Source organism: Arsenophonus endosymbiont of Aleurodicus floccissimus, assembly GCF_900343025.1.
Classification (GTDB): domain Bacteria; phylum Pseudomonadota; class Gammaproteobacteria; order Enterobacterales; family Enterobacteriaceae; genus Arsenophonus.
In genome coordinates, this window is the sequence record NZ_OUND01000004.1 from 1 (window position 1) to 23,315 (window position 23,315).

Here is a 23,315-nt window from a genome sequence, read left to right on the forward strand (position 1 = left end):
CCCATAAGTAATATCCGCGGCATAGGCTTCACGCTTCAATGTAGCAGGCATACCGGGTAAATTAATACCGACTGTCATACCAAGAAATTCAAACAATAGCCGATTATTTTCTGCATCGCGCTTAGCTAAATAGTCGTTTACAGTAACAATATGGACACCCTTACCCGTTAAAGCATTTAAATATGCAGGTAATGTAGATGTTAATGTCTTTCCTTCACCAGTACGCATCTCTGCAATACAGCGCTCATTAAGTACCGTACCACCTAGCAACTGAACATCAAAATGCCGCATATTAAATACCCGTTTACTGGCTTCGCGAACGGTGGCAAACACCTCTGGGATTAAATCATCTAATGTTCCACCTGATTTAAGACGCTGGCGAAATTCATCAGTCTTGGCTTTAAGTTCTTGGTCGGAAAATTTTTCAAATTCAGGCTCTAACTGATTAATAATATCAACAAATTTACCTAAACGACGTAAAGTACGATCATTACGACTACCAAAAATTTTTGTTAGTAACTTAGTTAACATAAATATTTTTTCTCAATTAAGGTGGTGTTCTTGTTAGAATCCACCTGTATTATCTATTTTCAACCGATATAATTAATATATTTAGTTGAACAGTGGTTGCTATAAGAATCAACGAAAAGTCTATGAAATTTGTGTTAAGGCCCGGCTCGAATACCCTGACCCCAAACAACCCATAGCACAGTTTGGTAGGTAATGTGGTAAGAAGATTGTGTTAATAAGTAGCTGAAATTTTGCTCATTAGGATGAAAAACACTCAAATTAATCATAGAGTAAAGAGTGTCAAGCATATTATAAAGCGAAATTGGTTTGTTGTGCGCACTTAAGTTGGCGTCCAGCTGCTTTTGTGTCTCTTTGGCTGAAAAAACAAAAGTCAGCTGACCGATTATATTACGTAAAGCGTGCTGATGCCAATAATTTGCGCCACAATTATAAAAAATACGATATTTACTGGCAGCTATTAGATGATCTAATGCTAAATTTTGCTGATAATGGGGTAATAACTGGCTAGTATGTGACATATTTTCAGTCACTTTTGCCAAAGTTGTAGGTATACCAATACTAACCGTTAAAATACCTAATAACAGGGATGGCCAAAAATATCGTTTACCAAAATGTCGCCAAAGATCTAATATATTCATTGAATATCATATAATATAAAAGTTGGAGTAAAAAATGCGCGATAGTTATCCCCAATCTTTAAATATTTTGTTAAAAGAGAGCAACCTTGAGTCCAATACCTTACAAACCATTCAACAGCGCGCACAGGCATTAATTAAACTCAATAATACTGTTATCAGCCTACTTCCTATCGAATTAAAGGCTTGGTGTCGAGTCGCTAATTATCGTCAACATATTCTTATTCTAGAAGTTACAAATGCTAGCCGAAAAGTGCGACTAAACTATGAACTTCCTACGCTACTCTCAACATTACGTCACACTATTTTACCATCTTTATCTTCAATCAACATAATGATTAATCCATCATTATCATCTAAAAATTGCTTATCATTTCAGCAAATAGCTATAAAACCATCAAAACAGATAATAAGCCAACTAAGCAAAGAAAGCGCAAAGACAATTCGTAACCTAGCAAAAAGAAGTCCAAAAAAACTAAAGGGAAAATTAGAGCGGCTAGCTGCATTGGCAGGAGAGAATACCAAAGCAACTAGTAATAAAGATTAGCTTTTGAGTAAAAAGCATCAACGAAAGTAACGTAAGAGAGAGAATAATCCACTGATGTACCACAGTTAGAATATCCTGCTTAAAATAATATATCTCAGATTATTATTGTCGAAGGTGTTTTAAATGCGACTGGCATTTCAGATTCATCTTCGAACGTCACCATATCCCAAGCAGATTCCGTCGCTAAAACAGCCTGCAATAATTTGTTATTCAATGCATGGCCTGATTTATACGCGGTAAAAGCACCAATGATATTATAACCACATATAAATAAATCACCAATAGCATCTAGCGTTTTATGACGCACAAACTCATCTTCAAAACGCAAGCCATCTTCATTTAATACGCGATAATCATCAACAACAATCGCACAATCAAAGCTACCGCCCAAACATAACCCTTTAGATTGTAAATATTCAATATGACGAATGAAGCCAAACGTACGCGCACGGCTAATATCTCTAACAAAAGATTTTGCCGAAAAATCTAGTTTATAACGTTGAGTACTACTATTAATAGCAGGATGATTGAAATCGATAGTGAAATCTAAGCTAAATCCGTTATAAGGTACTAGCTTAGCCCATTTATCACCATCTGTAACTCGGACACTTTCTTTAATACGAAGAAATTTCTTGGCGCTGTTTAACTCTTCAATGCCTGCATCTAGCAATAAAAATACAAAAGGCGCAGCACTTCCATCCATTATTGGAATTTCTGGTGCATCTACCTCAATGATAATATTGTCAATTCCTAGCCCTGCCAATGCAGCATTCAGATGTTCTACCGTTGAAATACGTACATCATCTTCATTGACCAAGCAGGTACATAGCATGGTATCACGCACCGATTTTGCCTCAGCCGAGAAATCAACCGGCGGATTTAAATCTGTACGGCGGTAGATGACCCCGGTATTGGCCGGTGCTGGACGCAATGCTAAAGTGACTTTTTTGCCAGTATGTAAACCGACGCCCGTCGCTTGAACAATACGTTTTAGTGTCCTTTGTTTGATCATCATTTTCTCTCACATCGTTAACAATCTTGCTAATCCTTACTCCAGGATTAGCAAGATATTTTAGCACAAAAAGCAGAGAAACCAATCAATTGTTAACTAATCAGCCTGTTTTCTTAAAAAAGCTGGAATATCAAGATAGTCTGGCTCTTTATTTGATTGCATATTTTGCTCATTCACCACTTTAGCAGCAGATTTTTCCTCTGTTAACGGCGTCATAGCCGGCATTGAGCCTTGCATCTGCTGATAACGCTGCTCTAGCGATGATTTTTGGGCTGTTTTGTTAGTAACCAATGTGATTTCTGGCCGCTTATCCATACCAATTCCTGTAGCAACCACGGTCACTCGTAATTCATCATTCATTTCAGGATCCAGTGAAGTACCGATAACAACCGTTGCATTATCAGACGCAAATGCACGAATGGTATTACCCACTGTTTCAAATTCATCAAGCCGTAAATCAAAACCTGCGGTAATATTAACTAATACACCACGAGCGCCCGATAAATCGATATCTTCCAACAAGGGGCTGGAAATTGCCATTTCTGCCGCTTCTTCAGCTCGATCTTCACCTCGTGCTACACCTGATCCCATCATAGCATAACCCATTTCAGACATGACGGTACGAACATCTGCAAAATCGACATTCATTAAACCTGGACGAGTAATAAGCTCAGCAATACCTTGAACCGCGCCTTTTAACACATCATTGGCGGCACCGAATGCATCTAACAAAGAAATACCGCGTCCAAGCACTTTTAATAATTTATCATTCGGAATGGTAATCAAGGAATCAACATGCTTAGACAGTTCTGAGATCCCTGTTTCAGCAAATGCCATGCGTTTTTTACCTTCAAAGTTGAAAGGTTTGGTCACAACCGCTACCGTCAGTATACCAAGCTCTTTAGCAACTTCGGCTACAACAGGGGCTGCGCCGGTGCCCGTACCACCACCCATACCAGCAGCAATAAAGACCATATCTGCCCCATCAAGCGCATTGCGCAAGGCTTCACGATCTTCTTCAGCGGCATTACGACCAACTTCAGGATTCGCTCCTGCTCCCAAGCCTTTGGTAATACCATTGCCGATCTGAATAGTTTGTCCTACTGCTGTTTTACGCAATGCCTGAGCATCTGTATTAACAGCAAAGAATTCAACACCTTCGATACGTTCACGCACCATGTGTTCAACGGCATTGCCGCCGCCACCGCCAATGCCGATGACTTTAATCACCGCGTCATTGGTTAATTCCATTGGTTCAAACATAATCTCTCTCCGTTTTGTGCCTTATATAGAAGCGAAGATTTGCTTCTTACAAAATTAAAATTCTTTTCTCAGCCAACTAGTGATTTTATGAAACCAACTACTCACTGATGTACGCTTATCCATTTCGGCTTCATTTCCAAGATGAGTCTGTTTGCCGTAATGCAGGAGCCCGACAGCTGTGGAGTAATAAGGCTCCTGTGCATAGTCCGTTAAACCAGTTATATTTAATGGCTTACCGATGCGTACCTGAGTATGGAATACTCTTTGGGCACATTCGACTAGACCATCAATTTGAGCACCGCCTCCTGTTAAGACAATACCCGCTGCCAGATGATGTTTAACACCTTGCTGACGTAATTGTTCTTGCAATTTTAAAATCTCGTCATTTACTAAGTTTAGCAACTCTATGTAACGTGGCTCGATAACTTCAGCTAATGTTTGACGTTGTAAACTTCTTGGCGGCCGTCCACCTACACTTGGCACCTCAACATTTTCGTCTTTACTAACAATAGTACCTAATGCGCATCCATGACGAACTTTTATTGTTTCCGCATCGCTAGGGGGGGTACCAAATGCATAAGCAATATCACTTGTCACGACATTACCAGCATAGGGTATAACCTTGGTATGGCGCAGTGCACCGCCAGTATAAACGGCTATGTCCATAGTTCCTCCGCCAATATCGACGACACATACCCCTAATTCACGTTCATCTTCCGTTAAAACGGAATAACTTGACGCTAAACCGGCAAAAATTAATTGATCTACTTTTAAACCACAACGTTCAACTGCTTTGACAATATTTTTGGCCATATCATTATGGCAAGTAATTAGATGTACCTTAGCTTGCATACGTACACCTGAAAGTCCTACTGGATTTTTAATTCCTTCTTGATAATCAATCGCATATTCTTGTGGTATAACGTGTAAAATTCTATGCTCATCACGAACCCGGACAGATTTAGCAGTATGAACTACGCTATCTACATCATCTCGAGTAACTTCATCCTCAGAAATAGGCACCATACCTATTTCATTTTGGCAACTAACGTGCTTGCCAGAAAGCGCTAGATAAACCGATGATATTTGGCAATCCGCCATCAATTCTGCTTGATCAATAGCTCGCTGCACACATTTAACTACTGATTCCAAATCATTCACACCGCCTTTATCCATCCCTCGAGATGGACAATTTCCGACACCAATAATATTTACCATTCCATCAGGCAGAATTTCACCAACCAGCGCAGAAACCTTGGAAGTTCCAATTTCAAGACCAACTACTAATTTTCTGTCCGTCGTTTTAATCATCATTAATTTGCCTGTATCTAATCAATCAGCAGTCTCAAACTATTTCAATTCAGTGTGTAACAGGTTCGGCTAAAAGTGGCAACCAACCTACCGCAGCACCGCTACCATATCGCAAATCTATATATCCAATACGTTTATCTGTCACTTGTTTTAATAATGGATAAAGCTCAACAAAACGGTTTAATCGTTCTTTAATATCCTGTTTACCGATATTTAATCGAATATCATTCGCTAAAACTAATTGCCACGCGCGTCGGTCAGTCATTGATACTGACTTAATGCTAAAATTATATGACGCTAATTGCTGTTGCATAACATGATACATCTCTAATACTTCTTGCTGGCTGCCTTGTGGACCATATAGCATTAAGAAATTACCTTTAAAATTTAGTAACGCTGGTAAGCTAAAAACAGAGCCTTCTGCATTAATAAAAAAGGTATCGTTCCATTTGGCATAAGGCTTATATTCCGCTAAATGAATTTTTAGTTCATCCGGCCATTGCTTACGTACCGTAACTTGCCTTATCCATGGTATGGTTTTTATTTGATTCTGGATCGCATTCACATCAATAGTCATAAATGTACCCGGCATACCTAGTGCTAATATTGCTTTTCTAACATTATCATCACGAGTGTAATGGCGTTCTCCAGTGATCACCAGCTTGGAAATAGGAAATCGATTAACGTCTTTCATCCAATTTAATACCATCCATCCACTCCATATAATAGTACCCAATACTATCAAGAAGAAGATAATGCCTGCCAAATAAGAGCCATTACTTCGGCCGCCATCGTTACGACACTCTTTAGGCTCTTTATTATGAACGTTCAATGATGCCTGCGGCATATTACTTAGCCAATTCCAAAATCTTTTTAACTAACTGTGAAAAACTCATTCCCGCTTGTTTCGCAGCCATGGGTACTAAACTATGACCAGTCATTCCCGGTGAGGTATTAATTTCTAATAAATAAAAAATACCATTGTTATCCCTCATCACATCAACACGTCCCCAACCAGTACAACCAACCGCCTTATAAGCCGCTAACGCTAATTCATTCAATTTTTGTTCTTCTTCAGTTTTCAACCCACTAGGACAAAAATACTGTGTTTCATTAGAGAGATATTTGGCATCATAATCATAAAAAACGCCTGCCGGTTTAATCCGAATCGAAGGCAGTACCTGCTCCCCTACAATTGCCACGGTATATTCAGGCCCATTTAGCCATTTCTCAATCAGCACATCTTTGTCATAACGAAAAGCAAACTCGAGCGCTATTCTTAATTCAGACAAAGTGGTTACTTTACTCATACCAACGCTTGAACCTTCAAGACTTGGCTTCACAATAAGCGGTAACCCCAAATGATAAACAGACTCAAAAAGCATTTTATCTGACATCATTGCTAACTGTTGTTTCTCCAGTGCTATATAGGGTGCAATCGGTAAACCTATCCCCGCCCATAACTGTTTAGTACGTAGCTTGTCCATCGAAAGTGATGAAGCTAAAACACCACTACCGGTATAGGGTAAAGCTAAAAATTCTAAAACCCCTTGCACCGTGCCATCTTCACCACCGCGTCCATGTAAAGCAATAAAAACTCTATTATAACCAGCTTCTTTTAATTTGATGACAGTAAAATCTTTAATATCAACTGGATAGGCATCTATTCCAGCATCACGCAAGCCATTTACTACCGCTTCACCAGATTGTAGTGACACCTCTCTTTCGGCTGAATTTCCGCCTAAAAGCACGGCAACTTTATCAGCCATGATCCTTTCGTTCATTTGTTAGCATTGGCCGTAAATCTGTGTCAGCCAAATTACGTGCTATTTTGCCAATATTACCAGCTCCCTGTATAAGTATCAGGTCGTTATCTTCGATAATTTGTGCTAATACTTCATCAATTTGCTTATGTTCAGCGACAAAAATGGGATCTAATTTGCCTCGATTGCGAATTGTCCGACATAATGAGCGACTATCTGCACCAGAAATAGGCTCCTCTCCTGCCGGATAGACATCTAGGATTATCAATACATCAACTTGCTCTAAAATATTGGCAAAATCATCATATAGATCACGTGTGCGAGTATATCTGTGGGGTTGAAAAACCATCACGATACGTTTATCTGGCCATCCTTCTTTTGCTGCTTTAATAGTAGCATTAACTTCTGTTGGATGGTGACCATAATCATCCACCAGCATAACGCTACCTTTTTTGCCATTAACTTCAGCTAAAGGGAAATTACCTAAAAAATCAAAACGTCGACCCGTGCCTTGAAATTTTTCTAGCGCAGTCAAGATAGCACTATCATCAATTCCTTCTTCCGTCGCTACTGCAATAGCGGCAGTTGCATTTAATGCATTATGACGCCCTGGTGCATTCAAAATAAACGCTAAATCAGTTCGGTTTTCTCGCGCTACAGTAAAGAAACCTTGATTGCCTCGCTGTTCATAGGATTTGATGCGCGCATCTGCGTCATCACTAAAACCATAAGTGGTAATATAACGACCTATTTGCGGTAGTAGCGAGCGCACCACTGGATCATCGATACATAATACTGCTCGACCATAAAATGGCAGATTATGTAAGAAACTAATGAAAGTCTGTTTTAATTTCTCAAAATCACCATCATAAGTCTCCATGTGATCTGCTTCAATATTTGTTATAACAGCAACTAGTGGTTGTAAATGTAAGAAAGAAGCGTCACTCTCATCAGCTTCCGCAATTAAATAGCGGCTAGTTCCTAAACGTGCATGAACTCCTGCTGCTTTCACTAATCCACCATTAATAAAAGTTGGATCTAACCCTGCTTGCGCATAGATGCTGGCAATCATTGCGGTAGTCGTTGTTTTGCCATGGGTTCCTGCAATAGCAATTCCATGACGAAAACGCATTAATTCAGCCAACATTTCAGCGCGTCGAATGACCGGAATACGAGCTTCGCGTGCTGCAATAATTTCTGGATTATCGGCAGCGATTGCCGTAGATACGACAACAACACAAGCATTTGCCACATTCTCTGGTCGATGATTAAAATAAATTTTTGCGCCAAGCTCTATTAATTGCTCAGTAACCGTATTAGGTAACAAATCAGAACCACTAATTTCATAACCTTCGTTAGCCAATACTTCAGCAATACCACCCATGCCAGCACCGCCAATGCCAACAAAATGGATATGCCTAACTCGATGCATTTCAGGCACTGTTGCTCTTAATTTGGCTAATTGTTGTGTATTCACTTTACTCTCTTCACTATTTCTATCGCTGATTTCAACATTCTGCAATGTAAAATCGGTTTCATTTAGCAACTTCAATTAAGGTTACCGCCATACGTTTAGTTGCGTCAGTAATCGATGTCGCTCGTGCTTTTTTTGCCATATCCAATAACTGCGGACGCGACCATTGATTTAATAGATCCACCAACGCATCCGTTGAAAATTGCGGCTGCTCAACAATTTTCGCTGCTCCAGCCTTCTCTAACGGTAACGCATTCCAGTACTGTTGCCGATCTGTATGCTGAAAAGGAACAAAAATTGCTGGTAAGCCGGCAGCAGCAACTTCACTTACCGTTAAAGCACCTGCTCGACAGATGATTATATCAGCCCAAGCATAAGCTTCAGCCATATCATCAATAAATTCAGTTACTTTATAATTATCTGATTTACCACATAACTTTTTATATAAAGTTTCCGTCATTTTCTGAGCACCTTTGCCCGTTTGATGCCAAATAGTCACTTTTCCATCTAGTTGAGCTACAACTTCGGGTAATGTTTGGTTTAAAATTCTTGCCCCTTGACTACCCCCTATCACTAAAATTCGAATAGCGCCATCACGATCAATTAAACGTTCTTCAGGTTCAGGTAAGGCTAATACCGTCTCACGAATTGGGTTTCCGACTACCGTAGCATTAGGGAATGCACTTGGAAATGCTTGTAAAACACGCTTAGCAATTTTAGCTAACCACCGGTTGGTTAAACCTGCTACGCCATTTTGCTCATGCAGTACAATTGGAATATTAGATAGCCAGGCAGCAATACCACCCGGGCCAGAAACATATCCTCCCATGCCTAATACGACATCAGGTTGATAACGCTGCATAATCACTTTTGCCTGCTTTATTGCTTTAATAATTTTAAACGGAGCTACCAGCAATGCTTTGATACCTTTACCACGTAAACCAGAAATGTTTATAAATTCAATCTCAATGCCATGCTTAGGAACTAAATCTGCCTCCATCCGGTCAGCAGTTCCTAACCAACGAACATCCCAACCTTGTAGCTTTAAATAATTAGCCACTGCTAGTCCGGGAAAAACATGTCCTCCAGTACCGCCTGCCATCACCAGGAGGCGTCTTGGTTGGCTCATTTCGTTCTCCTTATAAATGCTTGTGCTCTCTTAAGGCGTGTTTCAAAATCGATACGTAACAAGATGGCAATGGCAATAAACATAATTAATAAGCTAGAGCCACCATAACTAATTAACGGTAGTGTCAATCCTTTAGTTGGTAACATTCCGGCTGCAGCGCCAACATTAACCAACGCTTGGAAAGTGAACCAGATACCGATTGAACAGGCTAGATAACCAGAAAAATGCTGCTTTACATCTAATGCCCGTTTGCCAATCATCATGCTGCGAAAAGCAACGAAAAATAACATTAAAAGCACTAACACAACACCGATATAACCGAGTTCTTCCGCTAAAACTGAGAAAATAAAATCAGTATGTGCTTCAGGCAAATATTCTAATTTTTGGATAGAATTACCTAAACCTTGGCCCCATAATTCACCACGCCCAAACGCCATCAAAGATTGTGTTAATTGATAGCCATTGCCAAAAGGATCCGCCCATGGATTGAGAAAAGAGGTTATTCGACGCAAACGATAAGGTTCAAAATAGATCAAGCCAATAACACCTATCGCACAAATAACAATACCGATAATAAACGGTGCTAATCTAGCACCTGCAAGGAATAACAGTGCTAAAGTTGTCACAACCAGCACAATTACTGTACCTAAATCAGGTTGTAATAGCAGTAAAATAGCCATTAATATTAAAATGCACATCGGTTTGATAAAGCCCAAAAACCGCGTTCGCACTTCATCAGTTTTTCTGACCAAATAACTGGATACATAGCAAAACAAGGCTAATTTGGCGATCTCAGCCGGTTGTATACGGACAATACCGGTATTAATCCAACGAGAAGCACCATTAACTGAGCTTCCGGCAACTAATACCACTAATAACAGTATTAGGGATGTTATCAATAATAAAAAATTATATTTTTCCCACAATACCATTGGAATATTTAAAACTAATAAAGCTAAACCAAATGATAAAATAAGATAGATAACATCACGTTTAGCAAAGAAAAAAGGATCTTGCGTTAAACGCTGTCCAACTGGCATCGATGCTGATGTCACCATAATAAAACCAATTATAGCCAGACCTAATGTAAGCCAAACCAAAGTACGATCATAAAGGATCGTATCCAGAACATCGTCATCGGGCTCACCATTAGCCCAATTTGTTAGTCGTTTGAAGTTAAATATCATTCTTGACCTAACTCCTTCGCTAATTGGCTAAACCTATCACCGCGTTGTTCAAAGTTACGAAATTGGTCGAAGCTAGCACAAGCAGGTGAAAGAAGTACCATATCACCGGCTTTCAATTCTGGTGCGATGGCGCGCAGACATTGCTCCATTGTATCTAGTAACAAACTATTCGGTTTTAATTGTGCCAATTGATAACCATCACGGCCAAAACAACACAATTTAATGTTTTTTGCTGAGATATAGGGTTTTAATGGTGAAAACTCTGCTGACTTTCCCTCCCCACCCAATAATAAATAAAGCGTTCCAGCTACTTGCAAACCTTTTAAAGCTGCTTCTGTGCTGCCAACATTCGTTGCTTTAGAATCATTAACCCATTGAATACCTTGATGCTGATGAACTAATTGGCAACGATGAGGCAAGCATGCATATTGAGTTAATGCCGTTAAACTTGCTTTTCTTGGAATCTTCACCGCATCGCTAAAGCCAGGGCAGCCGCGCCATTAAGATAGTTATGCTGCCCAACTAACCGTATTTCAGCGGTATCAATAATCGGTTGCCCTTTTATTTGTAGTTCTTGGCAACGTGTATTTAATTGATAATCGCCACTATTAATGCCAAAACTGATACAACGTGCATCACGGCCCAATAGTGGCCAAGTTTGTGGTTCTTGTTCATTAATAATACAAACTTTAGCGCCAGCATAAATTCGTAACTTAGCCGCGCGGTACTGTTCAATGCCTGTCGGATACCGATCCATATGATCTTCTGTCACATTTAATATGGTTGCTACCGCAGCCTTTAAACTTGATGTTGTTTCAAGCTGAAAACTAGAAAGCTCTAATACATACAAATCATAATCTTTTGCTAATAATGTCAGCACCGGCGTTCCAATATTGCCACCAACTGCCACATGCCAATTAGCTGCTTTTGCCATTTCGCCAACTAATGCTGTAACCGTACTCTTACCATTAGAACCGGTGATAGCAACTATCGGTTTATCTATTTCACGACAAAAAAGTTCAATATCACCAGTAATTTCAATACCTTTATCTGCGGCTTTTTTTAATTCTGGGGTAGCAAGCGAAATACCGGGGCTTACAACGATCAAATCAGCTGCCATCAACCATTCACTATTCCAACTACCACAGTGGCAGGCGACTTCCGCCGGCAATTTATCCTTACCTGGCGGTGTTATTCGGGTATCAATTACACGTGGCGCAAACTGGCGAGAGAGAAAAAAGTCGATACAAGATTGACCTGTCTGGCCTAACCCGATGATGACAACTTTTTTACCCTGATAATTAGCCATTATTAACGTACCTTTAATGTTACCAATCCAATCAATACCAGCATTAATGAGATGATCCAAAAACGCACAATGACTCGAGGTTCAGGCCATCCTTTTAATTCGTAATGATGGTGGATCGGCGCCATCCGAAAAATGCGTTGACCACGCAGTTTAAATGATCCAACTTGTAAAATTACCGATAAGGTTTCAACAACAAAAACACCACCCATAATCAGTAATAAAAATTCTTGCCGTAATAAAACCGCAATCGTTCCCAATGCACCGCCTAATGCCAATGAACCAACATCGCCCATGAAAACTTGCGCAGGATAAGTGTTAAACCATAAAAATCCCAAACCGGCACCAACAATTGCCGTACAAACCACGACTAATTCACCTGCGTAGCTGATATAAGGAATTTTTAAATAGTTGGCAAAATTGAAATTACCCGTTGCCCAAGCCACTAATGCAAAGCCTGCCGAAATAAAAACGGTTGGCATAATCGCTAAACCGTCTAATCCATCAGTTAAATTAACTGCATTACTTGTGCCAACAATGACAAAATAAGTCAGTAAAATATAAAACAGACCAAGTTGTGGCATGACATCTTTAAAAAATGGTACAACGAATTGAGTGACTGCCGTATCTTTACCTGTGCTATATAGAGCAAATGCTACTCCCAAAGCCAATACGGATTGCCAGAAATATTTCCAACGAGCAATCAACCCTCTAGAATTTTTACGTACCACTTTACGATAATCATCAATAAAGCCAATAACACCATATCCCAATAAAACGGCTAATACGCACCAAACATATGGATTATTTAACCGCGCCCATAGCATGACTGAAATCACAATAGAAGATAAAATCAATACACCACCCATGGTAGGTGTGCCACGTTTGCTAAAATGCGATTCGGGACCTTCATCACGCACAATCTGACCTATTTGTAACTTTTGCAAATAAGAAATCAAAGAGTGCCCCATCCATAGCGCAGTCACCAAAGCCGTTAACAAACTGGTAATAGCCCGAAATGTCAAATAGGAGAAAAGATTAAAGCCAGAAAAATATTTAACTAAATATTCGGCTAACCAGACTAACATAAAAAGCACTCCTGTAAGGCGTGTACAACTTCTTCCATTACTGTAATGCGCGAACCTTTAACTAAAACTGATACGGTTTCGTGTTCTTTTATTAATGGGATCAGTTTTGCAATTAACTCTTTTTTAGAAGCAAAATGCTCACCGCAACCACTCTGTTGACTAATAACGACACTTTGTTGACCAATACTTAACACTCGGTCAAGCTTCATTTGCTGAGTTGCCAAGCCGACTTCTTGATGCCATTTTTCGGTCTGATCGCCTAATTCACCCATATCACCGACAACCAAAATATGGTATCCAGGCATTTGAGACAAAACATCAGCAGCAGCAATCATAGAGCCGGTATTGGCATTGTAGGTGTCATCTAAAATAAGTTTACCGGGCGCTAAATAAATGGGGTATAAACGACCTGATACCGGCTGAACAGCTGCCAATCCAAGTCTTATTTGCTCAAGCGTCGCACCAAAAGACATAGCTAAAGCACTAGCAGCTAATGCATTGGCAACATTATGTTTACCGGCTAAGGGTAATAATATTGAAACAATACCGATTGGTGTATGCAACTCAAATTCGCTACCTATTGATTTTGTAGTAACATTTTCAGCATAAAAATCAGCCTGTTGCTGTTTCTCTATAGAAAAACGCAAAATGGTTTGTTGTTGTTTAAAATAAGATTGCCAATTTTTCCAATCATGGCTAGCCAAATTAATAACCGCTGTTCCTGTTTCCGCTAATCCCTGAAAAATCTCGCCTTTTGCCTTAGCAACACCCGCTAATGAACCAAAACCTTCAAGATGAGCAGCAAATAAATTATTAACCAATACACTATCCGGTCTAACCATATTAGTTCTATAGGCAATTTCACCGATATGATTGGCTCCCATTTCAATCACTGCATACTGGTGCTCTGCCGTCAATCGAAATAACGTTAACGGCACACCAATATCATTATTGAAATTACCTTTAGTAAAAAGTGTTGTACCACATTGTGATAGAATGGCGGCCACCATCTCTTTAACCGAAGTTTTACCAGAAGAGCCCGTTAGCCCTATAACCTTAGCTTTACTTTGTGATCGAACCCAAGCTGCTAACTTCCCCATAGCTAAACGCGTATCTTTAACAATAACCTGTGGGCAGTGAATGGTTAACGGCCGCTCAACTAATAATGCCGTAGCACCAGCTGCAGTTGCCTCTTTAGCAAAATGGTGACCATTAAAATGTTCACCCTTTAAAGCAATAAACAAACCATTAATGGGTTGCTGGCGGCTATTGGTTGTTACCGCATTCAGCCATAAACTCGCTGCCTGCTGATCATTTATTTGCTGTAAAACACCTTGTGTTACAGTCGCCAATTGCTTCAATGAAATAGGGATCATGCCATCACCCCCAATAACCGTGCTACCGTCAAGCGATCGGAATAATTGAGCCGACGATCACCAATAATTTGATAATCTTCATGACCTTTACCGGCAATTAATATGACATCATCAGTATTGGCCTGCATAATGGCACTAGTGACCGCTTCCACTCGCCCAACAATCGGCATTGCCCGACCAGCATCAAGAAAACCGCTTAAAATATCATCAATTATGGCTTTTGGCTCTTCACTACGTGTATTATCATCGGTTACTACCACAATATCAGCATACTGTTCAGCCACACTGCCCATTAATGCACGTTTACCCTTGTCTCTATCACCACCACAACCAAAGACACACCAAAGTTTGCCACGACAATGGAGACGGAGCGCAATTAAAGCTTTTTCGAGCGCATCAGGAGTATGAGCATAATCGACAACAACCGTTGGTCGTCCTGGTGAGGTGAAGACATCCATTCGTCCACAGACTGGTTGTATAGCATGTGATGATTTTATCACCGTATCAAATGGGTAACCGATCATTAAAAGTGTCGCCATGGCTAAAATGACATTATTAACATTAAAGGCCCCCATTAGTCGGCTTTCTAGCGAACTTTTTCCCCAAGTCGAATTAAAATGAATAGTCGCCCCACGATCATGATAATCAACTTGCTCCACTAGCACCCAAGCACCCTGCCAATCGGTAGGTATGCGATCCTCCATCGAAACTGCACATGCTTGTGGTAATCTTGCAAGCCACTGCAAACCGGTATCATCATCTACATTGATAATCTGTTTATCAGATTTATGGCTTGAAAATAATAACCATTTTGCCACTGCATAATTTTGCATATCACCATGATAATCAAGGTGATCACGGCTTAAATTAGTAAACACAGCAGCGGTAAAAGGAATAGCAGCAACCCGACCTTGCACTAAGCCATGGGAGGAAACTTCCATCGCTACTAAGGTTGCCTGCTTGTCGACCAACAACTGCAATTCAGCCTGAACATCAACCGCCGAGCCGGTGGTATTTTCACTAGGTACAATTTGTCCTAATATTCCGTTACCCACCGTACCCATTATGGCGCTGACTTCGCCCAGCCCTTTCGCCCACTGAGCAATTAGTTGAGTAGTGGTTGTTTTACCATTTGTTCCTGTTACACCGATTAATCGCAATTTTGCAGCTGAATGTTGATAAAATTCTCCCGCTAACAGTGATAATTGATTATTTAGATCATTAATATAAATGACAGGGACGCCATGCATATATCGAATCGTTCCAGCTTCTATCTCGCCTTGTGCTTCAGCAATAATTGCGGCAACACCTTGCGCTATCGCTTGAGAAATATATTGTCGTCCATCTGTTTGATGGCCCTTAATTGCTAAAAATAGGTCTCCTGCCGCTACCTTACGGCTATCAAGTGTCATTTCTCGTAACACCTTATCCGGCGCGTTAACACCCAGTGGTGTAAGTAAATCGCGTAGATTACGATCTGCCACCTGTATCCTCTTTTATCTTGTTAATTACTAATTCATTATCATCTGAGGTCAATGCATCAGGCTCTGTATTCATTAAATGTAAAACGCCGCCCATAATGGCTCCAAATACGGGCGCAGAAACAGCACCACCGTAATATTTCCCCGCAGTAGGCTCATTGATAATCACAACCAGGGCATAACGAGGGTTACTTGCCGTTGCTACGCCAGCCGTATAAGCAATATATTGATTAATATAATGGCCATCATTACCAACTTTTTTTGCTGTACCTGTCTTAATCGCTATTCGATAACCTTTCACTGCGGCTCGAACGCCACCGCCACCAGGCAATGCAACACTTTCCATCATGCGAACCACGGTCCGCATAATCGCCTCAGGGAAAATACGAGCTCCGGATACTAGCGGATCAACTTTTGTAATTGATAGCGGACGATAAATACCAAAACTACCAATTGTTGCATAAACTCGCGCTAACTGTAATGGTGTTACCATTAGCCCATAACCAAAAGAAAAAGTGGCCCTTTCAAATTCAGACCACCGCATTTTTTTATTAGGAAAGATACCACTACTTTCTCCAATTAATCCTAAATTTGTTGGTTTACCCAAACCAAAACGAGCATAAACGTCTACCAGTTCATCGGCTGGCATCGCTAACGCTAACTTTGAAACACCAACATTACTTGATTTTTGTAAAATACCGGTAATCGATAACTCACTATACCTTGCTACATCTTTAATTTCATGACCACTAATCATATAGGGTTGAGTATTTAACACACTATTGGCTTTGACAATTCCATTATTCAATGCACTAACAATTACCATCGGTTTAACTGTTGATCCGGGTTCAAATACATCGGTGATCGCACGGTTACGCATCATTTGAGTTGGAGTACCAGCAAGATTATTCGGGTTATAGGAGGGGCTGTTAGCCATCGCTAATACTTCACCCGTATGAACATCGACTAAAATAGCAGTACCCGACTCGGCTTTATTCTCCATTACACTGCGTGTTAATTCACGATAAACCAATGACTGTATACGTTCGTCAATACTTAATACCAAGTCGTGGGCAACCTGACTATCAATGGAAGAAACATCTTCGATAACTCGCCCATAACGATCTTTACGCACTATTCTTTCGCCTGGAGCCCCAGTTAATAGATAGTTAAAGCTTTTTTCAATTCCTTCAATTCCCTGTCCATCAATATCTGTTACCCCAATTAAATGAGCGGCTACTGGACCAGATGGATAATAGCGACGCGACTCTTTACGCAAATAAATACCCGCTATTTTTAATTTGCTAATATATTCACCAACCGATGGATTGACTTGGCGCGCTAAATAGGCAAACCGACTGTTAGGGTTAAGACTAATTTTATGGTTCACTTGCTCAAGCGGAAGCCTTAGCTCATCCGCTAATGCTTGCCAACGTTCATCATTGGTTAATCCACCATTTTCGTAAATTATTTTCGGATCAGCCCAAATAGCATAAACCGGAACACTTACTGCTAGCTGACGCCCCTCACGATCACTTATCATGCCCCGTGCAGCCATCACTTTCTGAACGCGAAGCGAACGCATATTACCTTCTCTAACAAGCTCTTCCGGGTTAATGACTTGTAGATAAGTAACACGAATAATGAGACCAATTAATGCCAATCCTATACCCGCACACAATAGCAAGAAACGCCAGCTAACATAGCTAACTTTTTTTTCGTACCGTCTTCTATACTTCACTGGGCGCGCAGGCTTCATGTTGTTTACCTATTGGCTAAAACTATTTTGTAATCACAATATGTTCTTGTGCCAGATCTACGTGGATCATTTGTAGCTTTTCAACCGAAAGGCGTTCAACTCGACTATGATTTCCTAATGAGTTTTCTTCCAAAATCAAATTGCGCCATTCTATATCTAAAGATTCTTTTTCTTCTGTCATCAAATCCTTTTGTGCTGTTAATAATCGTGTTTGATGACTGACTGTGACAATTGAAATCGCTGATATGATAATCACTATCAATAGAATCAACGGGACAGCTCCGTGCCGAAAAATATCGTAACCAATGATCCTAATTAAGCTATATTTTTCCGCAGTCATTATCATTACAACATTTCAGCAAAACGGACAACTGAGCTTCTTGCTCGTGGATTTTCGATAACTTCTCTTGCTGTCGGTTTCATTTTGCCTAATACTTTCAATATCGGGCTACCAATTGCTTTTAATTGCACATCGGTTAATGGTAATCCGACCGGGACTTTTGGTCCTCTGCTATACTCTTGGATAAAACGCTTGACCAATCTATCTTCCAATGAATGAAAACTAATAATGGACAACCGTCCCTGCAGTGCCAATACCTTCAATGAACCCTCTAATGCTTTTGCTATTTCTTCCAATTCACTATTGATATAAATACGAATTGCCTGGAACGATCGCGTTGCTGGATGTTTATGTTTCTCTTTAAACGGACTAACTTGTGCTATCAATTCTGCCAGTTGTTTTGTCCGTGTTAATGGCTCTTCCGCTGAATGATGATTACGAGCCACAATCGCTTTTGCAATTCTTTTTGCAAATCGTTCTTCACCATAAGTTTTCAATACCCAGGCTATATCCGATTCTTCCGCCTTCATCAGCCATTCAGCGGCAGATTGACCTGTAGTCGGATCCATCCGCATATCTAATAGTCCATCACGCATAAAAGAAAAGCCTCGCTCTGGATCATCTAATTGCGGTGATGAAACACCTAAATCAAGCAGTACGCCATCAATCTTGCCAACTAATTCCTCTTCTGCAATAAATGTCTGTAACTGAGAAAAAGAACCATGTTTAATTGAAAATCTGTCATCAGTAATCATTTTTTCAGCGGCTGCCACTGCATGCGGATCTCTCTCTATCGCTATCAGGCGCCCTTCACTGCCTAACCGAGAGAGAATTAATTGTGAGTGCCCTCCCCGGCCAAAAGTACCGTCAACATAAATACCATTTGCTTTTATATTCAATCCATTGACTGCTTCATCAAGAAGCACACTGATGTGTTTAAACCGACTGTCTGCCATATTAAAGAGATAGATCCTGTAACCGCGTTGATAATGGTTAATTTGTGCTGTGTTGAGCCTCAATATCTGTTTGTACTTGCTGATACTAAGTCTGTTCATCCCATAACTCAAACTTATTAATTTGACCAACCAGCATAACTGCCTTTTTGAGCCCGGCATGTTGCCACAAAGTATTGGCGAGCAAAAGACGACATGCATTATCCATCTGACATTCACTGGCATGCCCAAGTAATAAACGCTGAACACGACGTTCAGCCGGATTCATAGTAGAAAGTTGTGATAGTTTTTTTTCAATAATTTCCCATTCAAGTAATGTATAAAGTAATAGGCATGGCTGATGAAGGTCGATAGTAAAAACCATCTGCCCTTCAGACTCCTCGTTCAGCATACCGCGATAACGCGTAGACACGGTTAATCGTCCTTTGCTGTCGAGGTTGACGAGTGTTGTGCCACGAAACATATCTCTTCAACCCTTATATTACAAAAATCACCACATTACACCACAATTTCCCACTTACTATAGAGTTTACGAAGGGTATGAAAATCTTGTCAAGCAGCAGCACGGTGCTTTAGTTTTATTTACAGAATAATGTTGGAAGATGATTGGGTGGGTTTTCTGACGAGTAAAAAATTAAAAACAATTAACATTATGATAAAATTGAATAAATTAATTTTTATACTTATATTCACTGTCGAAACTTATTTATTTCGCAAAAAATGAAATAAAAACTAAAATACACAACCAATCCAATGCTTCATTTTAAATCAACCTTCAGATAACACTTTATACATACAAATAACAATTAATCAAACTTTCCAAAAATTATTTGTCGTAAAATTTTAAAATTTACATTATTTATCAGTATATTGCACATACTGATAAATATACAGTAATTTTTTATATCGCTTATCGTACAAAGTCTATACTTTGAATAGAAAAATATTCTATATCAGTCCGTGACTATTTTATGTGTAAATCTTATTATTCGAAACAATTTTATTAAGAATTATCCGAATTATTATCATTTATTGTTATTAGTTTATTAATTTTTAAAAAATGCGCCATTTTAATAGCGCATTTTTTAAATTTGATTAAATATTTTTTAACTTAAGTTAAATTTTACGACTTAAGCTACCTCTTCTACATAGGTCACGTTAGATACGTGTTACACCAATGTTTGGCTTATTATTTTCACTTAAACTGGCTAATACCAGTTCTATTACTTTATCAGCAATAGCTTGATGACGTTGAACAACCGATAATACTGGACAAATAAAAAAAATCTAACAATTCATTATCACCAAAAGTTGAAATCACAATATCATTTGCTAATTGCCCATTACGCTTTAACATCACGTCCGTTACTCCTTGTAACAGAGAAAATGATGTTGTAAAAAACGCTTCCGGCATTTCATTATGATTTAACCACTGCGCAAAAATTTCTTCAGCAGCACAACGTTCATAACTACTCGCATATAAATAAGTGACAGAATGTAAATTATCTTGCCAAGATTCTCTAAATTCCTGTTCACGTAATAAGCTAACAGAAAGCTCAGGTAGCGCACCTAAATAGAGAACTTTTTTAACCGAAAATTTGTGTAATTCAGTTGCTAACATTTTGGCATCTTGTAAATCATTACTAGCAATACTAATAAAATGCTGTTGTTCTAATGCGCGATCTAACGCAATAATAGGTAATGAACGGTTAGTCCAGCGCTGATAAAAGGGATGTTCAGGGGCTAAAGCGGTAGAAACAATATTGCATCCACCTGACGCTTTAGTAAGTGCCCTATACACCGAGTTTCGTTATCTGGTTGATCCTCAGAGCAGGCAATAAGTAACACGTACTTTACGCTCAAAATAATTTGCAATCCGTGTATAACTGGTATTTTCTAAATCTGGGATCACCAAACCAATTGAATGGGTACGTACGGCCAGCTCGAAGACCTGCAGCAACCACATTTGGATAATAGTTATGTTCCTTAACAACAGACATCACTCTTTCAACAGTCTTATCACTGACTCAATACTGTTTAGCTTTACCATTGATAACATAATTGGCGGTTGTGCGGGAAACTGCGGCTAGACGGGCAATTTCATCCAATTTCACGTTGATGACCCCTTTTACAAACAGGAAAAGTCTCAAAAGCTTGAGACAATAAATGTTGCTCCATTTTAACTTGCTGAAGAGATATTTTCACCGCAAAATTTGCTTTTTTTCACCATGAAAACCCTACTAGAATTTAGTCTTGGTACATGGATTTAATTTCACGCTGATATCGTTGTGCGATGATCACACGCCTTAATTTTAAAGTGGAAGTTAATTCACCATTTTCCATAGAAAAACCAATAGGTAACAGAGTAAAACGTTTTACTTGATGAAAACTAGCAAAATTCTTTTGCATTTCTTTAAGGCGTGAATCAAATAGTTCAACAATACGACTATTACGTAATAGCTCCAATCGACAGCAATATTTCAAATTAATTGAATGGGCATACTCTTCCAGTGAATCAAAACAAGGTACGATTAGTGCGGAAACAAATTTACGCGCATCAGCGATTACTGCAATATGTTCAATAAAACGATCTTGACCTAATGTCCCTTCAATCAACTGAAGAGCAATATATTTTCCATTAGAGGTTTTCATTAAATCCTTTAACCGTTCGGTAATAAACAAGGTTTCCGACTGCATCAAGCTTACCGCTATCTCCCGTTTTGAACCAACCATCCTGGGTGAAGGCCTGTGCTGTTTCAGTTGGCTTATTATACAATAGGCCCTTTAACCTGGATCTCATTTTCCTGACCAATACGCCCCTGAATATCAGATAGCAGTGTACCAATCGAACCTAAGCAATAATTATTCTCTTCCCAACAGGAAATTGTCGCACAAGTTTCTGTCATACCATAACCATATTTGATATTGATACCGACAGCCAAAAAGAAACTAAAACTTTATCATCAAGATGAGCGCCAGCGGCAGGTAAAAAACGTAACCGACCACCTAAAATCATTTTTAATTTAGTTAATATCCATTTATCCGCATTACTATAAAAAAACGATGCAACCAATTGCTTTTTTCCTTGTTAAGCCAGTGCTATATGACGTTTACCTTGATTAAACGCCCAATTGAAAAACTGTCTACGAAGCCAAGGCGCTTTGGCAACTTTCTGATTTATGGTAGCATAAACTTTTTCATAAAAACGGGGCGCCGCACACATCATCGAGGGTTTTACTGCAACCATAGCTTCTCTAAAACTTTGAGCATCTGTTAAATAGACATTTTGTGCGCCAATATGCATAACATAGAAACTCCAAGCTCGCTCAAAAACATGAGAAAGTGGTAAAAAACAGAGTGAAATATCTGAGTCAGTTAATGTTAAGCGTTTATCATATAAATAAAGTTGAGCCGCCATATTGGCATAATCAAGCATCGCACCTTTCGGCTTACCGATGGTACCTGAAGTATAAATTAATGTAAATAAATCACTTAATTGATGTTGGGCAATCAGAAATATCAATATCTTCATTAAAAACAATAATATCAGTTAATTTAGAGCAAAATTCAAATAGCGACTGAGCAATATCATATTGAACCTGATCACTAACAAATAGAATGCGAATATTAGCATCATTTAAGATATAAGTAGCCTGAGTGACATTACCGGTTGAATAGAGAAGCACTGTCACTGCCCGGATTTGGAGAATAGCCAAATCAGTTAAAGACCAATTCATCCTATTATCGGCAAAAATAGCGACATTTTCTTGTACGTTTACACCTAATGTAAGTAATGCTAAAGAAATAGATTCTGTTTTTTGCCCAATTTCTTGCCAGGTTAATTGTTTTTAATAAGCTGCTGACCATTCTCTAAAAGCAACTCTTTTAGCCAAAGTTGGCGAATTAATCTTTTATTGAAACTGGTTAACTAAATGATAAGAATGCAAATTCTCAATAGTCAAAATATCTTCCCTTAGTGAACTTTTATTTACCAAATATAATTATTTAGTGACAACAGGTTATATATGCTAAAGTCATAAAAAATAATTTCAGCGTATAGCTGTTAGCTAATAGCGGCATTATACATAATTGCTAGATAAAAAAAGAGGCTTTAATGAAATTTAAAAAACACGTTCACGCCAAATCCACACTAACGTAAC

At 39.3% G+C, this 23,315-nt stretch carries 16 protein-coding genes and 5 pseudogenes; 1 reads left to right on the plus strand and 20 read right to left on the minus strand.

The annotated features are described in order from the left end of the window. Together secA and secM are read right to left on the minus strand one after the other, a co-directional pair. Positions 1–531 (minus strand): annotated as a pseudogene (gene secA / locus ARADI_RS12205) (preprotein translocase subunit SecA); the annotation flags it as partial. A 134-nt stretch (positions 532–665) separates the two neighbouring features. Then, positions 666–1,169, minus strand: a complete 504-nt coding sequence (gene secM, locus ARADI_RS12210; protein ID WP_119712232.1) for a secA translation cis-regulator SecM — start codon at positions 1,167–1,169, stop codon at positions 666–668. A gap of 34 nt (positions 1,170–1,203) precedes the next feature. Here secM and ARADI_RS12215 point away from each other — a divergent pair, with 34 nt between their 5' ends. Beyond that, positions 1,204–1,713: a DUF721 domain-containing protein gene (locus tag ARADI_RS12215; RefSeq protein WP_119712233.1), complete on the plus strand. Its 510-nt coding sequence runs from the start codon at positions 1,204–1,206 to the stop codon at positions 1,711–1,713. A gap of 94 nt (positions 1,714–1,807) precedes the next feature. Here ARADI_RS12215 and lpxC read toward each other — a convergent pair whose 3' ends face one another. The 18 genes and pseudogenes from lpxC to ARADI_RS12305 form a co-directional block, all read right to left on the minus strand. Then, on the minus strand, positions 1,808–2,725 hold the full coding sequence (lpxC, locus tag ARADI_RS12220) for a UDP-3-O-acyl-N-acetylglucosamine deacetylase (RefSeq protein ID WP_119712353.1): 918 nt from the start codon (positions 2,723–2,725) through the stop codon (positions 1,808–1,810). A gap of 96 nt (positions 2,726–2,821) precedes the next feature. Beyond that, positions 2,822–3,988, minus strand: a complete 1,167-nt coding sequence (gene ftsZ, locus ARADI_RS12225; RefSeq protein WP_119712234.1) for a cell division protein FtsZ — start codon at positions 3,986–3,988, stop codon at positions 2,822–2,824. Between the two features lie 54 nt (positions 3,989–4,042). Then, positions 4,043–5,299 (minus strand): cell division protein FtsA, encoded by a 1,257-nt coding sequence (ftsA, locus tag ARADI_RS12230; RefSeq protein ID WP_119712354.1) that lies wholly within the window; start codon positions 5,297–5,299, stop codon positions 4,043–4,045. A 49-nt stretch (positions 5,300–5,348) separates the two neighbouring features. Then, complete coding sequence (ftsQ, locus tag ARADI_RS12235) at positions 5,349–6,146, minus strand: cell division protein FtsQ (RefSeq protein WP_119712235.1); 798 nt, start codon at positions 6,144–6,146, stop codon at positions 5,349–5,351. 1 nt (position 6,147) lies between these two features. Beyond that, entirely contained in the window at positions 6,148–7,068 is a 921-nt protein-coding gene (locus ARADI_RS12240) for a D-alanine--D-alanine ligase (protein WP_119712236.1), read from the minus strand. Continuing rightward, on the minus strand, positions 7,061–8,494 hold the full coding sequence (gene murC / locus ARADI_RS12245; RefSeq protein ID WP_439647126.1) for a UDP-N-acetylmuramate--L-alanine ligase: 1,434 nt from the start codon (positions 8,492–8,494) through the stop codon (positions 7,061–7,063). The genes ARADI_RS12240 and murC overlap by 8 nt, the downstream gene beginning before the upstream one ends. 103 nt (positions 8,495–8,597) lie before the next feature. Further along, a complete protein-coding gene (gene murG, locus ARADI_RS12250) occupies positions 8,598–9,665 on the minus strand; it encodes an undecaprenyldiphospho-muramoylpentapeptide beta-N-acetylglucosaminyltransferase (RefSeq protein WP_119712237.1) in 1,068 nt (355 codons plus the stop codon). After that, on the minus strand, positions 9,662–10,852 hold the full coding sequence (gene ftsW, locus ARADI_RS12255; protein ID WP_119712238.1) for a cell division protein FtsW: 1,191 nt from the start codon (positions 10,850–10,852) through the stop codon (positions 9,662–9,664). Before ftsW ends, murG begins: the two co-directional genes overlap by 4 nt. Further along, positions 10,849–12,161 (minus strand): annotated as a pseudogene (murD, locus tag ARADI_RS12260) (UDP-N-acetylmuramoyl-L-alanine--D-glutamate ligase). Before murD ends, ftsW begins: the two are co-directional and overlap by 4 nt. A 2-nt stretch (positions 12,162–12,163) precedes the next feature. Then, positions 12,164–13,246 (minus strand): phospho-N-acetylmuramoyl-pentapeptide-transferase, encoded by a 1,083-nt coding sequence (gene mraY, locus ARADI_RS12265; RefSeq protein ID WP_119712239.1) that lies wholly within the window; start codon positions 13,244–13,246, stop codon positions 12,164–12,166. Beyond that, positions 13,240–14,622: a UDP-N-acetylmuramoyl-tripeptide--D-alanyl-D-alanine ligase gene (gene murF, locus ARADI_RS12270; protein WP_119712240.1), complete on the minus strand. Its 1,383-nt coding sequence runs from the start codon at positions 14,620–14,622 to the stop codon at positions 13,240–13,242. Before murF ends, mraY begins: the two co-directional genes overlap by 7 nt. Beyond that, positions 14,619–16,106: a UDP-N-acetylmuramoyl-L-alanyl-D-glutamate--2,6-diaminopimelate ligase gene (murE, locus tag ARADI_RS12275; protein WP_119712241.1), complete on the minus strand. Its 1,488-nt coding sequence runs from the start codon at positions 16,104–16,106 to the stop codon at positions 14,619–14,621. The genes murF and murE overlap by 4 nt, the downstream gene beginning before the upstream one ends. Continuing rightward, a complete protein-coding gene (ftsI, locus tag ARADI_RS12280; protein WP_119712242.1) occupies positions 16,093–17,862 on the minus strand; it encodes a peptidoglycan glycosyltransferase FtsI in 1,770 nt (589 codons plus the stop codon). Before ftsI ends, murE begins: the two co-directional genes overlap by 14 nt. A gap of 22 nt (positions 17,863–17,884) precedes the next feature. Further along, positions 17,885–18,202, minus strand: coding sequence for a cell division protein FtsL (ftsL, locus tag ARADI_RS12285; RefSeq protein ID WP_119712356.1), 318 nt, complete (start codon positions 18,200–18,202; stop codon positions 17,885–17,887). Positions 18,203–18,207: 5 nt separating this feature from the next. Next, on the minus strand, positions 18,208–19,158 hold the full coding sequence (gene rsmH, locus ARADI_RS12290; RefSeq protein WP_119712243.1) for a 16S rRNA (cytosine(1402)-N(4))-methyltransferase RsmH: 951 nt from the start codon (positions 19,156–19,158) through the stop codon (positions 18,208–18,210). Between the two features lie 37 nt (positions 19,159–19,195). After that, positions 19,196–19,618, minus strand: a pseudogene (gene mraZ, locus ARADI_RS12295) (division/cell wall cluster transcriptional repressor MraZ). Positions 19,619–20,313: 695 nt separating this feature from the next. Further along, positions 20,314–21,269, minus strand: a pseudogene (cra, locus tag ARADI_RS12300) (catabolite repressor/activator). A gap of 133 nt (positions 21,270–21,402) precedes the next feature. Next, a pseudogene (locus ARADI_RS12305) lies at positions 21,403–23,063 on the minus strand (AMP-dependent synthetase/ligase). Positions 23,064–23,315: the final 252 nt, after the last annotated feature.